Origin of the sequence: Burkholderia thailandensis E264, assembly GCF_000012365.1 — a bacterium.
Lineage (GTDB): Bacteria > Pseudomonadota > Gammaproteobacteria > Burkholderiales > Burkholderiaceae > Burkholderia > Burkholderia thailandensis.
In genome coordinates this window covers 1,252,804-1,267,116 of sequence record NC_007651.1, presented here as the reverse complement: position 1 = coordinate 1,267,116, position 14,313 = coordinate 1,252,804, and the positions used below count along the sequence as shown (strand labels likewise).

Annotated in this window: 12 protein-coding genes; all 12 read right to left on the bottom strand. The window is 68.3% G+C overall.

Going from position 1 to position 14,313, the window contains the following annotated elements; genetic code table 11:
* Nucleotides 1-26: 26 nt before the first annotated feature.
* From BTH_RS17925 to rsmH, 12 genes are read right to left on the bottom strand one after another with little or no spacing between them, the layout of a single operon-like run.
* Entirely contained in the window at nucleotides 27-779 is a 753-nt protein-coding gene (locus BTH_RS17925; protein ID WP_009908722.1) for a cell division protein FtsQ/DivIB, read from the bottom strand.
* Between the two features lie 20 nt (nucleotides 780-799).
* Nucleotides 800-1,738: a D-alanine--D-alanine ligase gene (locus tag BTH_RS17920; RefSeq protein WP_009888783.1), complete on the bottom strand. Its 939-nt coding sequence runs from the start codon at nucleotides 1,736-1,738 to the stop codon at nucleotides 800-802.
* Between the two features lies 1 nt (nucleotide 1,739).
* On the bottom strand, nucleotides 1,740-3,137 hold the full coding sequence (gene murC / locus BTH_RS17915; protein ID WP_009888782.1) for a UDP-N-acetylmuramate--L-alanine ligase: 1,398 nt from the start codon (nucleotides 3,135-3,137) through the stop codon (nucleotides 1,740-1,742).
* Nucleotides 3,134-4,237, bottom strand: coding sequence for an undecaprenyldiphospho-muramoylpentapeptide beta-N-acetylglucosaminyltransferase (gene murG, locus BTH_RS17910; protein WP_009888781.1), 1,104 nt, complete (start codon nucleotides 4,235-4,237; stop codon nucleotides 3,134-3,136). The genes murC and murG overlap by 4 nt, the downstream gene beginning before the upstream one ends.
* Nucleotides 4,234-5,526 carry a putative lipid II flippase FtsW gene (ftsW, locus tag BTH_RS17905; protein WP_009888780.1) on the bottom strand — a complete coding sequence of 431 codons (1,293 nt, stop codon included), beginning with the start codon at nucleotides 5,524-5,526 and terminating at the stop codon, nucleotides 4,234-4,236. Before ftsW ends, murG begins: the two co-directional genes overlap by 4 nt.
* Nucleotides 5,523-7,037 (bottom strand): UDP-N-acetylmuramoyl-L-alanine--D-glutamate ligase, encoded by a 1,515-nt coding sequence (gene murD, locus BTH_RS17900; RefSeq protein WP_009888779.1) that lies wholly within the window; start codon nucleotides 7,035-7,037, stop codon nucleotides 5,523-5,525. Before murD ends, ftsW begins: the two co-directional genes overlap by 4 nt.
* 25 nt (nucleotides 7,038-7,062) lie before the next feature.
* Nucleotides 7,063-8,232, bottom strand: coding sequence for a phospho-N-acetylmuramoyl-pentapeptide-transferase (gene mraY / locus BTH_RS17895; RefSeq protein WP_004194370.1), 1,170 nt, complete (start codon nucleotides 8,230-8,232; stop codon nucleotides 7,063-7,065).
* 14 nt (nucleotides 8,233-8,246) lie between these two features.
* Nucleotides 8,247-9,653 (bottom strand): UDP-N-acetylmuramoyl-tripeptide--D-alanyl-D-alanine ligase, encoded by a 1,407-nt coding sequence (gene murF / locus BTH_RS17890; protein ID WP_009888765.1) that lies wholly within the window; start codon nucleotides 9,651-9,653, stop codon nucleotides 8,247-8,249.
* On the bottom strand, nucleotides 9,650-11,194 hold the full coding sequence (locus BTH_RS17885) for a UDP-N-acetylmuramoyl-L-alanyl-D-glutamate--2,6-diaminopimelate ligase (RefSeq protein ID WP_009888763.1): 1,545 nt from the start codon (nucleotides 11,192-11,194) through the stop codon (nucleotides 9,650-9,652). The genes murF and BTH_RS17885 overlap by 4 nt, the downstream gene beginning before the upstream one ends.
* A complete protein-coding gene (locus BTH_RS17880; RefSeq protein WP_009888762.1) occupies nucleotides 11,191-13,035 on the bottom strand; it encodes a peptidoglycan D,D-transpeptidase FtsI family protein in 1,845 nt (614 codons plus the stop codon). The genes BTH_RS17885 and BTH_RS17880 overlap by 4 nt, the downstream gene beginning before the upstream one ends.
* Nucleotides 13,032-13,361, bottom strand: a complete 330-nt coding sequence (gene ftsL, locus BTH_RS17875) for a cell division protein FtsL (RefSeq protein WP_009888760.1) — start codon at nucleotides 13,359-13,361, stop codon at nucleotides 13,032-13,034. Before ftsL ends, BTH_RS17880 begins: the two co-directional genes overlap by 4 nt.
* The gene (gene rsmH / locus BTH_RS17870; RefSeq protein ID WP_009888758.1) at nucleotides 13,358-14,299 is read right to left on the bottom strand and encodes a 16S rRNA (cytosine(1402)-N(4))-methyltransferase RsmH; all 942 of its coding nucleotides are present in this window, start codon (nucleotides 14,297-14,299) and stop codon (nucleotides 13,358-13,360) included. The genes ftsL and rsmH overlap by 4 nt, the downstream gene beginning before the upstream one ends.
* Nucleotides 14,300-14,313: the final 14 nt, after the last annotated feature.

Below are 14,313 nucleotides of genomic sequence, written 5' to 3'. Positions count from 1 at the left end.
AGAGTGCTCTTGCGTGTGATGTCGTGTTACTTCTTGCCCTTGTCGGTGTCGGTCAGGAACCGCATGCCCGCCGCGCGGATCGCGAATCCGTTCGGATAGCGAAGATCCGCGTACTCGATGTCGCTGCCCCAGCGCTGCGTAACCGACGGCCAAGCGGCAACGAGACGCTGAATCCGGTCGGGCAGCGTGTCGCTGTTGCGCTCGCGGCCGAGCTCGACCTGCATGCCGTTCGACAGCTTCACCGTCCACGCGTAGCGCGGCGACAGCGTCACTTCCTCCGGGCTCGCGTGGATCGGCGCGAACCATTTCGCGAAGTCGCGATAGCGCGCGACGACTTCCTTCGCGCTGCCGTCGGGGCCGTCGAACGACGGCAGCTCCGCATCGAGCTCGCCCTGGTTCGCGGTGAAGAGCTCGCCGTCGACGCTCACGAGCTGATCGTTGCCCCACGTCCCGAGCGGCTTGTACTCCTCGAGCGTCACGGCGAGCGCGTTCGGCCACACCCGGCGCACGCTCGCGTGGCGCACCCACGGCATCTGCTCGAACGCGACGCGCGCGAGATCGAGATCGACGGTGAAGAAGTTGCCCTTCAGCCGCCCGACGACGCCCGCGCGCACGGTCGGCGCGTTGATGTGCTCGGTGTCGCCGTCGATGCGGATCTCGCGCAGCGCGAACGCCGGGCGCTGGATCAGCCAGTAGCAGCCGGCCGCCGCCAACACGAGCAGCAGCAGCGCGTACAACGCGCTGGCGGCAAGGTTGAGTTGGCGAACGTTATTCCACATGGTTCAAGTCCGGTCCTGCATCAATCGAGCGTGAGCGACAGCACTTTCACCACCAGCTCCGAATAGCTGATGCCGACCGCGCGCGCCGCCTTCGGCGGCAGCGAGTGATCGGTCATCCCCGGCGCGGTGTTCACTTCGAGGAAATACGGGTTGCCTGCGGCATCGAGCATGAAATCCGCGCGCCCCCAATCCGTGCAGCCGAGCACGTCGAACGCGCGGCGCGCGATGCGCTTGAACTCGGCTTCCTTTGCCGCATCCAGGCCGCACGGAATCAGATATTGCGTGTCGTTCGCGATGTACTTCGCGTGATAGTCGTAGAACTCGCCCGCAGGCACGATCTTGATGAGCGGCAAATCGAGATCGGCGGCGATGCACGCGGTGTATTCGCCGCCGCCTTCGATGCTCTTCTCGACGATCACGATCTTGTCGTGCTTCGCCGCTTCTTCCAGTGCGGCGGGCAACGCATCGGCGCTTTTCACCTTCTCGACCGCGACGCTCGAGCCCTCGCTCGCCGGCTTCACGAAGAGCGGCATGCCGAGCTTCGCGACGATGTCCTTCGCGCGCGCCGCGTAGTCGTCCCCGCGCATCACCGTCTCGAACGGCGGCGTCGGAATGCCCGTCTGCTGCCAGACGAGCTTCGTGCGGAACTTGTCGAGCCCGAGCGCCGAGCCGAGCACGCCGCTGCCCGTGTAGCGGATGCCGTAGAAATCGAGCGCGCCCTGGATCTGACCGTTCTCGCCGTAACCGCCGTGCAACGCGTTGAACGCGCGCACGAAGCCTTCGTCCTTGAGCGCAGCGAGCGGCCGCTGCGCCGGATCGAACGGATGCGCGTCGATGCCTGCGTCGCGCAAGCCCTGCAGCACCAGCCGGCCGGAGTTCAGCGACACATCGCGCTCGGCGGATTCCCCGCCGAGCAGCACCGCCACCTTGCCGAAACGTTTCGGATCGATCCCGCTCATGTCATCCCTTCTGTTGCGTGTCCTGCGCGAGCTTGCCCGGCACCCCGCCGATCGAGCCCGCGCCCATCGTGATCACCACGTCGCCGGCGCGCGCGAGCTTCGCGAGCGCGTCCGGCACCTCGTCGACCGTCGCGACGAATACCGGCTCGACCTTGCCCGCCGCGCGCAGCGCGCGCGACAGCGCATCGCCGTTCGCGGTCGAAATCGGCGCCTCGCCGGCCGCGTACACCTCGGTCAGCACCAGCGCGTCGACCGTCGACAGCACGTTGACGAAATCGTCGAAGCAGTCGCGCGTGCGCGTGTAGCGATGCGGCTGGAAAGCGAGCACGAGCCGGCGGCCCGGGAACGCGCCGCGCGCCGCCGCGATCGTCGCCGCCATCTCGACCGGATGGTGGCCGTAGTCGTCGATCAGCGTGTACGCGCCGCCGCCCGCGGCCGGCATCTCCCCGTAGCGCTGGAAGCGCCGGCCCACGCCGTTGAATTCCGCGAGCGCCTGCTGAATCGCCGTGTCGGCCACGTCGAGATCGGTCGCGATCGCGATCGCGGCGAGCGCGTTCTGCACGTTGTGCAGGCCCGGCAGGTTCAGGACGACGGGCAGCGGCTCGCGCCCCTCGCGCAGCACCGTGAAGTGCATCCGGCCGTCGCGCGCCTCGACGTTCTCCGCGCGCACCTGCGCATCCGCCGCGAAGCCGTAGCGCACGACGGGCTTCGAGATCAGCGGCACGATCTGCCGCACGTTCGGGTCGTCGATGCACACGACGGCGCTGCCGTAGAACGGCAGCCGCTGCGTGAATTCGATGAACGCCTGCTTGAGCCGCGCGAAATCGTGGCCGTAGGTGTCCATGTGATCGGCGTCGATGTTCGTGATGACCTCGATCACCGGATACAGGTTCAGGAACGACGCGTCCGACTCGTCGGCTTCCGCGACGATGAAGTCGCCCGTGCCGAGCCGCGCGTTCGCCCCGGCGCTCGTGAGACGCCCGCCGATCACGAACGTCGGATCGAGCCCGCCCGCGGCGAGCACGCTCGCGACGAGGCTCGTCGTCGTCGTCTTGCCGTGCGTGCCGGCGATCGCGATCCCCTGCTTCAGGCGCATCAGCTCCGCGAGCATCACCGCGCGCGGCACGATCGGCACGCGCAGGCGGCGCGCGGCGAGCACCTCCGGGTTGTCCGAGCGCACCGCGGTCGACACGACCACCGCGTTCGCGCCCTCGATGTTCGCCGCGTCGTGGCCGATCGACACGCGCGCGCCGAGCGCCTCGAGGCGCTCGGTCACCGCGTTGCGCGCGAGATCGGAGCCGCTCACCTGATAGCCCAGGTTCACGAGCACTTCGGCGATGCCGCTCATGCCCGCGCCGCCGATCCCGACGAAATGAATGTGTTTGACGATGTGTTTCATTGCTTTCCTTCCAGGTTCGCGCCCGCCACCGCCGCGCACACGCGCGCGACTTCGTCGGTGGCATCCGGCTTCGCGAGCGAGCGCGAACGTTCGGCCATCGCCGCGAGCGATTCCCGCGACTGGCCGCGCAGCCAGTCGGCGAGCAGCTCGGCCGACAGGTCGCGTTGTTGCACGAGCACCGCCGCGCCTTGCTCGGCAAGGAACTCGGCGTTGGTCGTCTGATGATCGTCGACGGCGTGCGGGAACGGCACGAACAGCGCCGCGACGCCGACCGCCGCGATCTCCGCGACCGTCATCGCGCCCGAACGGCAGATCACGAGATCCGCGCTCGCGTACGCGGACGCCATGTCGTCAATGAACGGCACGAGTTCGACGTCGCTGCCGCAAGCCAGGCCCGCGGCTTCGTAGTTCTCCTTCAGCACGTCGATGTGTTTCGCGCCCGCCTGATGCACGACCTGCGGCCGCTCGCTCGGCGCGAGAAGCGCGAGCGCGCGCGGCACGACTTCGTTCAGCGCGGCCGCGCCGAGACTGCCGCCGACGACGAGCAGCTTCAGCTTCCCGCTGCGCGCCGCATAGCGTGCTTGGGGCGGTTCCGTGCGCGCAAGTTCCGCGCGAATCGGATTGCCTGTCCATTCGGCGTTCGGCAGCGCGCCGGGGAACGCGACGAGCACGCGCTTCGCGAGCTTCGCGAGCACCTTGTTCGTCAGGCCGGCGATCGAATTCTGCTCGTGCAGCACGAGCGGCCGGCCCGTCAGCACGGTCACGAGGCCGGCCGGGAACGTGATGTAGCCGCCCATGCCGAGCACGACGTCCGGCTTCACGCGGCGCAGCGCGCGCAGGCTCTGCGCGCATGCGCGCAGCAGGTTGAACGGCAGCGCAAGCTTCGTCGCGAGGCCCTTGCCGCGCAGCCCGCCGAAGCGCACGTACTCCATCGGAATCCCGTGCTTGGGCACGAGCGTCGCTTCCATGCCGGCCGGATTGCCGAGCCACACGACGCGCCAGCCCTGCGCCTGCATCCGGTGCGCGACCGCGAGCCCGGGGAACACGTGCCCCCCGGTGCCGCCCGCCATCACCATCAGTGTGCGCGGCGTCGAGGTCATACCTTCCCTCCCCGCATCAACACACGATTCTCATAATCGACGCGCAGCAGCACCGCGAGCGAGATGCAGTTCAGCAGGATGCCGGACCCGCCGTAGCTCACGAGCGGCAGCGTGAGACCCTTGGTCGGCAGAAGGCCGAGGTTCACGCCCATGTTGATGAACGCCTGCGCGCCGAACCAGATGCCGACGCCCTTCGCCATCAGCCCCGCGAACGTACGATCGAGCGCGAGCGCCTGACGGCCGATCTCGAACGAGCGGCGCACGATCCAGTAGAACAGCAGGATCACGACCAGCACGCCGACAAAGCCAAGCTCTTCGCCGATCACCGCGAGAATGAAGTCGGTATGCGCTTCCGGCAGGTAGTTGAGCTTTTCGACACTGCCGCCCAGACCGACGCCGAACCATTCGCCGCGCCCGAACGCGATCAGCGAGTGCGTGAGCTGGTAGGCCTTGCCCTGCGCGTAGCGTTCGTCCCACGGATCGAGGTACGCGAAGATCCGCTCGCGGCGCCACGGCGACAACCAGACGAGCATCGTGAACGTACCCACCGCCGTCGCGACGAGGCCGCCGAACAGCTTGCCGTTCACGCCGCCCAGGAACAGCACGCCCATCGCGATCGCGGCGACCACCATGAACGCGCCCATGTCCGGCTCGAGCAGCAGCAGCGCGCCGACGAGGCCGACCGCGAACGCCATCGGCAGGAAGCCCTTCGCGAAGCTCTGCATGTACTCCTGCTTGCGCACCGTGTAGTTCGCCGCGTAGATCGTCACCGCGAGCTTCATGATTTCCGACGGCTGCATGTTCGTGATGCCGAGCGGAATCCAGCGGCGCGCGCCGTTCACGCCCTTGCCGATGTGCGGAATCAGCACGATCACGAGGCCGACGAGCGCGATCAGGAAGAGATGCGGCGCGTACTTGTCCCACGTCGATACCGGCACGCGGAACGCGATCACCGCCGCGACGAACGCCACGACGAGCGACACGCAGTGGCGCAGCAGGAATGCGTAGTCGTGATACGACGCGTACTTCGGCGAATCCGGCATCGCGATCGACGCCGAGTACACCATCACGACGCCAAGCCCGAGGAGCGCGATCGACACCCACAGCAGCGAGTAGTCGAAGTCGAGCATCCGCGAACGGGTAGGACGCGCGCCGTTGACGACGCTCGCGAGGCCGCCCGCCGCGGCGCGCGCGCCCGAGGCCGCCCGCGCGGCGGTGCGCGGCGCGGCGCCGCCTCCCGCGTCACGGGCGCCATTGAAACGGGAAACGAGGCGATCGGACCAGCTCATAGCGTCGTTCCTTTTTCCAAAGCGATGTCTTCGACCGCGCTGCGGAAAACGTCGGCCCGATGCGCGTAATTGCGGAACATGTCGAGGCTCGCGCATGCGGGCGACAGCAGCACCGCATCGCCCGGCTGCGCGAGCGCGCCCGCCGCGCGCACCGCGCTTTCGAGCGTCGCGTGATCGGCGAGCGGCACGCCCGTGTCGGCGAGCGCTTCGCGAAGCGCGGGCGCGTCGCGGCCGATCAGCATCACCGCGCGGCACCAGCGCGCGACGGGCGCCGCGAGCGGCTCGAAATCCTGGCCCTTGCCGTCGCCGCCCGCGATCAGCACCGCGCGCTGCGCAAGGCCGTCGAGCGCCGCGACCGTCGCGCCGACGTTCGTGCCCTTGCTGTCGTCGACATAATCGACGCCGTCGAGCGTCGCGATCACTTCGACGCGATGCGGCTCGCCGCGATATTCGCGCAGGCCGTGCAGCAACGGCGCGGCAGGCAGGTCGATCGCGCGCGCGAGCGCATAGGCGGCCAACGCATTCGCCGCGTTGTGCAGCCCGCGAATGCGCAGCGCGTCAGCCGGCATCAGGCGCTTGAGCGCGATGTCGGGCGGATTCGCCGCTTCCTGCTTGCGGCGGCGCGACGGCGTGGCGGGCGCATCGGCCGCGTCGCGATCGACCGCCTCGACGAGCCACGCGATGCCGTTTTCGCGCAGCAGGCCGTAATCGCCATCGGCGGCGGGCTCGTTCAGGCCGAACGTGATCGCGCGCGGCGCGTCGGCTGCCGCGGCGGGCGGCGCGAACTTCATCACTTCGGCATCGTCGCGGTTGAGCACGCGCACCGTGCGCGGCCCGAAAATCCGGCCCTTCGCGGCTGCATACGCGGCGAAGCCGCCATGCCAGTCGAGATGGTCCTGCGTGATGTTGAGGATCGTCGCCGCGTCGGGCGCGAACGTGTGCGCGGTGTCGAGCTGGAAGCTCGACAGCTCGAGCACCCACACGTCAGGCAGCGCCGCCGCGTCGATCGCCTCGGTCAGCTTGTCGAGCATCGCCGGGCTGATGTTGCCCGCGACCGCGACCGTCTTGCCCGCACGCTCGCACAGCAGGCCCGCGAGGCTCGTCGTCGTCGTCTTGCCGTTCGTGCCGGTGATCGCGATCACCTTCGGCGCATAGCCGTTCGCGCCGAGCGTCGTGAGCGCCTGCGCGAAGAACTCGAGCTCGCCCCACACGGGAATGCCCCGCTCGCGCGCGGCCGCGACGAGCGGCGCGAGGTCTTCCGCGAGCGGCGACAACCCGGGGCTCAGCGCGACGAGCTCGATCCCGCCGTCGATGAGCGCCGGCGAAAACGCGCCGCCGACGAATTCGGCGTCGATGCCCGCCGCCGTCAGCGCGGCAAGGTTGGGCGGCGTCTCGCGCGTATCGGCGATGCGCAACCGGCACCCGTGCCTCGCGCACCACCGCGCGATCGCGAGGCCCGATTCGCCGAGCCCCAACACGAGCACCATCGGCCGCTGCCGATCTCCGAACATCTCGCCAAACATCCTTACCTTCCCTTTACCGCAGCTTGAGGGTGGACAAACCGAACAGGCACAGCATCAACGTGATGATCCAGAAACGCACCACCACCTGTGTTTCCTTCCAGCCCGACAACTCGAAATGGTGATGCAGCGGCGCCATCTTGAAGATGCGCCGCCCTTCGCCGTAACGCTTTTTCGTGTACTTGAACCACGTGACCTGCAGCATCACCGACAGCGTCTCCGCGACGAAGATGCCGCCCATGATGAACAGCACGATTTCCTGGCGCACGATCACGGCGACCGTGCCGAGCGCGCCGCCCAGCGCGAGCGCGCCGACGTCGCCCATGAACACCTGCGCCGGGTGCGTGTTGTACCAGAGGAACGCGAGCCCCGCGCCGCCCATCGCCGAGCAGAAGATCAGCAGCTCGCCCGCGCCCGGAATGTGCGGGAACAGCAGATATTTCGAATAGACGGCGCTGCCCATCACGTATGCGAACACGCCGAGCGACGCGCCGACGAGCACGACCGGCATGATCACGAGGCCGTCGAGCCCGTCGGTGAGATTCACCGCGTTGCTCGCGCCGACGATCACGAAATACGTGAGCGCGATGAAGCCCCATACGCCGAGCGGATAGCTGATCGATTTCAGGAACGGCAGCATCAGGTCCGCGCGCGCGGGCAGCCCCATCGACAAGCCGCTGCGCACCCACGCCATGAACAGGTCGAACACGCGCACGTTGTTCGCCTCGGACACGCTGAACGCGAGATAGACGGCCGCGAAGAGGCCGATCACCGATTGCCAGAAGTACTTTTCGCGCGACGACATGCCGCGCGGGTCCTTGTAGACGACCTTGCGATAATCGTCGACCCAGCCGATCACGCCGAAGCCGAACGTGACGAGCATCACGATCCAGATGAAGCGGTTCGTCAGATCGCCCCAGAGCAGCGTCGCGACCGCGATGCCGATCAGGATCAGCACGCCGCCCATCGTCGGCGTGCCCGATTTCACGAGGTGCGTCTGCGGGCCGTCCTTGCGCACCGCCTGACCGACCTTCATCTGCGTGAGCTTGCGGATCACCCACGGGCCGCAGACGAGACCGATCACGAGCGCCGTGATGGTGGCCATCACCGCCCGGAACGTCAGGTACGTGAACAAGCGCAAAAAGCTTGCGTCACCTTGCAGCCATTGCGCCAACGCCAGCAGCATGCTTACTTCCTTCGTCAGTGTGCGCCGGGCGCTGCGCCCGACGCGGTTTCGTTCGCGAGCGCGTCGACCACGCGCTCCATCTTCATGAACCGCGAGCCCTTCACGAGCAGCGTCGCGTGTGCGCCGAAGTGCTCGGCGACGAGCGCGGCGACCAGCGCCGCCGCGTCGTCGAAATGCCGCGCGGACGCGCCGTACGCCTCGCACGCGGGCAGCGTCGCCGCGCCGAGCGCGAAGAGCGCATCGATCCCGCGCTCGCGCGCATACGCGCCGATCTCGCGGTGGAACGCCGGCCCTTCGTCGCCGACCTCGCCCATCTCGCCGATCACGAGCACGCGCGGCGCCGAGCACGCGGCGAGCACGTCGATCGCGGCGCGCATCGAATCGGGGTTCGCGTTGTAGGTGTCGTCGATCACCGTCGCGCCCGCGAGCGAACCGAGCGCCGCGTGCGTCACCTGCAGCCGCCCCTTCACCGGCGCGAACGCCTCGAGCCCCGCCTTGACCGCCGCGAGCGGCACGCCGGCCGCGAGCGCCGCCGCGGTCGCGGCGAGCGCGTTGCGCGCGTTGTGCTCGCCGAGCGCATAGAGGCGCACGTCGACGCGGCCGTCGGGCGTGTCGATCGCGAGCCGGCTGCCGTCGAGCACGCCCGTCACCGCGGCGGGCGTGTCGCGCCCGAGCCCGTGCAGCGCGAAATCGACGATCCGGTTGCCGGTCGCCGCGACGCGCCAGATGCCCGCATACGCGTCATCGGCCGGAAACACCGCGACGCCGTCCGGGCCGAGTGCATGGATGACGGCCGCGTGCTCGAGCGCGACCGCCTCGACCGTCGCCATGAATTCCTGATGCTCGCGCTGCGCGTTGTTGACGAGCGCGACCGTCGGCGCGGCGATTTTCGCGAGCGCGTCGGTCTCGCCCGGGTGGTTCATTCCAAGCTCGACGACCGCGAGCCGATGCGCGGCGTTCAAGCGCAGCAGCGTGAGCGGCAGGCCGACGTCGTTGTTGAAATTGCCTGCGGTGGCAAGACGCGCGCGCACGCCGACCGCCGCGGCGAAAATCGACGCGATCATCTCCTTCACGGTCGTCTTGCCGTTGCTGCCCGTCACCGCGACGAGCGGCATCGAAAAGCGCATCCGCCAGCCGTGCGCGAGCGCGCCGAGCGCGGCGCGCGTATCGGCCACCTTCAGCGCGGGCAGATTCCATTCGCCCGTGCTGCGCGACACGATCGCGGCGCTCGCGCCGCGCGCGGCGACGTCGCCGACGAAGTCGTGCGCATCGAAACGCTCCCCCTTCAGCGCGACGAACAGATCGCCCGGCCCCGCCGAGCGGCTGTCCGTCGACACCCGCTCGAACGACGCGCGCTCGTCGCCGAGCACGGTCGCGCCGGGGATCATCGCTGCGGCTTCGCGCAAGGTCAGCATCGTCATTCGCCGCCTCCGCGAGTCTGCGTCGTGCGCGCGGCGAGCGCGAGGCGCGCGTGATCCTGATCGGAGAACGCACGCTTCTTGCCCATGATCTCCTGCGTCGCCTCGTGCCCCTTGCCGGCGAGCAGCACGACGTCCTCGCGCGCGGCGCCGCGCACGGCCTGCAGGATCGCGCTCGCGCGGTCCTCGACTCGGCGCGCGTTCGCGGCGTCCCGCATGCCGGCGACGATCTGATCGATGATCTTCTGCGGCTCCTCGCTGCGCGGGTTGTCGCTCGTCACGACGACCTTGTCCGCGAGCCGCTCGGCGATCGCGCCCATCAGCGGGCGCTTCGTCGCGTCGCGGTCGCCGCCGCAGCCGAACATGCAGACGAGCTCGCCGCCGCGCGCCTGCGCGATCGGGCGCAGCGCTTCGAGCGTCTTCTCGAGCGCGTCCGGCGTGTGCGCGTAATCGACGACGACGAGCGGCTCGTCGTTCTGCAGCCGGCCGCCGAGCCGCTGCATCCGGCCGTTGACCGATTCGAGCCGCTCGATTTCGGCGAGCGCCGCGTCGAACGGCACGTCGGCCGCGAGCAGCGTGCCGAGCACCGCGAGCAGATTGCTCACGTTGAACGTGCCGAGCGTGCCGACCTCGACGTCCGCTTCGCCCCACGGCGAAGTCACGCGAAACGCGGTGCCCGTCGCGGTCGCGCGGACGTTCGTCGCGACGAGCTCGCGATCGGCGTCGGCGCCTTGCGCCGGCGCATCGATGCCGTACGCGATCGTCCTCACGCGGCCGACGAGATTCGCGAGCAGGCGGCGGCCGGCCGGATCGTCGCGATTGACAACCGCGCAATGCAGCCCGCGCCAGGCGAAGAGCTTTGCCTTCGCGGCCTCGTAGGCGTCGAACGTGCGGTGGTAATCGAGGTGATCCTGCGTGAGGTTCGTGAACACCGCGACGTCGAACGCGGTGCCGTTCACGCGCCCCTGATGCAGCGCATGCGACGAGACTTCCATCGCGACCGCCTGAGCGCCCGCGTCGCGCAGTTGCGCGAGGCTGCGCTGCAGTTGCGGCGCATCGGGCGTCGTGAAGCCCGTGTGGACGAGCTGGCCGGGCATTCCGCTGCCGAGCGTGCCGATCACCGCGCACGGCTCGCGCAACGCTGTGAGCGCGGCCGCGATCCATTGCGTGCACGACGTCTTGCCGTTCGTGCCCGTCACGCCGACCGCGAACATCGCGTCGCTCGGATCGCCGTACCAGCCGCTCGCGATATCGCCCGCGAGCGCGTCGAGCGCGGGCACGGCGAGCGACGTCGCCGGGTCGAGGCCGGCGGCCGGGAAACCTTCGGGCTGATACAGCACGGCGGCCGCGCCGCGCGCGAGCGCGTCGGCAATGAACGGACGATTATCCGCGCCGTCGACCGCATAGGCGACGAACACGTCGCCCGCCTGCAGGCTGCGCGTGTCGGCGTGCAATTGCGCGCCGGACGCGACGTGCGCGCGCAGCCACGCAAGCGCGGCCGCGATCTGCTGGTGCGCCGGATGGGAACTGCGCGCGGCGCTCATCGAACTACTCCAGGACGGTTGTGTGTCGTGCTCGACACGATCATGTGTTTCGCCGGCGCATTCGCGGCCAGCTTCTGCGCAGCGGCGGCGTTCGCCGTATCGTCAGACACGACGAGCTGCTTGACCGGCATGTTGGGCGGTACATTCAGCGCGCGCAGCGTATCGCCGACGATCGCGGAGAACACGGGGCCTGACACCTGGCCGCCGAAGTGGCCGCCCACCGTCGGCTCGTCGACCGACACGGCGACGACGATGCGCGGATTCGGCATCGGCGCCATCCCGACGAACGACGCACGATACTTCTTGTGATCATAGCCGCGGCCGACCTGCTTGTAAGCAGTGCCGCTCTTGCCGCCGACGCGGTAGCCGGGCACCGCCGCATTCGGCGACGTACCCTGCGGCGACACGACGGATTCGAGCATCGTGCGCACTTCACGAGCCGTCGTCGGCGAGAAGATGCGCGGCCCGGTCGCGGGCTGCGCGTCGTTCGTCTTGAAGATCGTCACGGGCATCAGCTCGCCGTCGTGCGCGATCGCGGTGTACGCGCGCGCAAGCTGGAACAGCGACACCGACAGGCCGTAGCCGTACGACATCGTCGCCTGCTCGATGCGCCGCCAGCTCTTCCACGGACGCAGCCGGCCCGCCGCCGCGCCGGGAAAGCCAACCTTCGGCGCCTGCCCGAGCCCAATGCCCGTATACATATTCCACATTTCCTCGGGCTTCATCGTCATCGCGATCTTCGTCGCGCCGATATTGCTCGATTTCTGGATCACGCCGCCGACGGTCAGCGTGCCGAAGCCCGAATCGTCGGTGATCGGCGCGCCGTCGAGCACGAAATGGCCGTTACCCGTCTCGACGAGCGTGTTCGGCGTCACGCGATGCAAGTCGAGCGCGAGCGACACCGTAAACGGCTTCATGATCGAGCCCGGCTCGAACACATCGGTCAGCACGCGGTTGCGCAGTTGCTCGCCCGTCAGGTGCGAGCGGTCGTTCGGGTTGTACGTCGGATAATTGACGAGCGACAACACCTCGCCCGTCTGCACGTCGACCACCATCGCCGCGCCTGCTTTCGCGTGGAACTTCTCGACCGCATCCTTCAGGTTCGTATACGTGATGTACTGGATCTTGCTGTCGATCGACAGGTCGACGTCGGTGCCGTTGTGCGGCGGCACCTGCGCATCGACGTCCTCGACGATATGGCCGACCCGGTCCTTGATCACGTGGCGGCTGCCCGGCGTGCCGACGAGCAGCTTCTGGTCGGCGAGCTCGACGCCCTCCTGCCCTTCGTCCTCGACGTTCGTGAAGCCGATCAGGTGCGCGGTGATCTCGCCTTCCGGATAGAAGCGCTTGTATTCGTTGCGCTGATAGATGCCCGGGATGTCGAGCTTCGCGACCTCGGCGGCCACGTCGAGCGGCACCTGGCGCTTCACGTAGACGAACGACTTGTCTTCCGACAGCTTCGCCTTCAGCTCCTTCGTCGTCATTCCGAGCAATTTGCCGAGCGCGTCGAGCTTGTCCGCGCCGAGATCGTCGGGCACGTCGGCGGGAATCGCCCAGATCGCGCGCACGGGCAGGCTCGTCGCGAGCACGAGGCCGTTGCGATCGAGGATCTTGCCGCGCGTCGCCGGCAATTCGAGGGTGCGCTGATAGCGGCTTTCGCCCTGCTTCTGATAGAACGCGTTGCCCGGGCCCTGAATCCAGAACGCGCGCATCGCGAGCGCGACGAACGCGATGAACAGCATGAACACGACGAGCTTCGAGCGCCACATCGGCAGATGGACCGACAGCACCGGGCTCGAGGCGAACTTCACGCCTTGCGTGTGCTTTGAAGCGGGCTTCATCGCGCGCCTCCCTGCGGCGCGGCGGATGCCGGCAGCGGCGCGTCGACCGCCTTCGCCGCGCCGGGCGAGAGCGTCAGATATTGGGTGCGCCCCGTCGTGATCGGCTGCATCTTCAGCGAGCTCGTCGCGAGTTGCTCGATGCGCGACGTCTTCGACAGCGCGCTCTGCTGATATTGAAGCTGCGCGTAGTCCTGCTGGAGCTGATGCTCCTGCGATTGCGCGCGCTGCAATTGAATGAAGATCTGCCGCTGCTGGTTCGTCGAATTGACGACCGACAACGCGCATCCCATCACGATGATCAGCAGGAAGATATTGAGGCGGCTCATGGCGCGACGCGCTCCGCGATGCGCATCACCGCCGAACGGGCACGCGGATTGGCCGCGACTTCTGCGTCGCTCGGAAACATGCGTCCAAGCAGCTTGAGCGGCGGGCTGGGCAGGTCGACCGCGCGGATCGGCAGTCGGCGGTCGACCGCAGGCGCGCTTGCGTGCGTCTGCAGGAATCGCTTGACGATCCGGTCCTCGAGCGAATGAAAGCTGATGACCACCAGCCGCCCCCCTTGCTCCAACAACGACAGTGCTGCCTCTAGAACGACTTGCAGGTCCGCAAGCTCTTGATTGACGTGAATCCGTATAGCTTGAAAGGTGCGGGTTGCCGGATCCTTGCCCTTCTCACGGGTCTTGACGACGTGACCCACGATTTGGGCAAGCTCGCCCGTGCTGTCGAGAGGCCCGAGACGGTCGGACTCTGCCCGGCGAGCAACAATCGCCTTTGCAATCTGAAAAGCAAACCGTTCTTCCCCATAATCTCGTATCACCTCCGTCAATTCCTGCACCGACGCCCGCGCAAGCCACTCGGCCGCCGATTCGCCGCGCGTCGGGTCCATCCGCATGTCGAGCGGCCCGTTCGCGCGAAAGCTGAAGCCGCGCTCCGGGTCGTCCACCTGCGGCGACGACACGCCCAGATCCAGCAGCACGCCCGATACCCGCCCTACCCCACGCGCGTCGAGCGCACCCTTCATCGCCGCGAAGCTGTCGTGGACGATCTCGAAGCGCGCGTCCTCGATGCCGCTCGCCGTCTCGATCGCGCGCGGATCCTTGTCGAATGCGATCAGACGCCCCGCATCGCTCAAGCGCGCGAGCACCGCGCGGCTATGACCGCCGCGCCCGAACGTGCCGTCGACATACACGCCGTCGGGCCGCGTCACGAGCGCATCGACCGCCTCATCCAACAGCACCGTGCGATGCTGCAATTCGTTTCCCATCGCGGGCGTCTTCC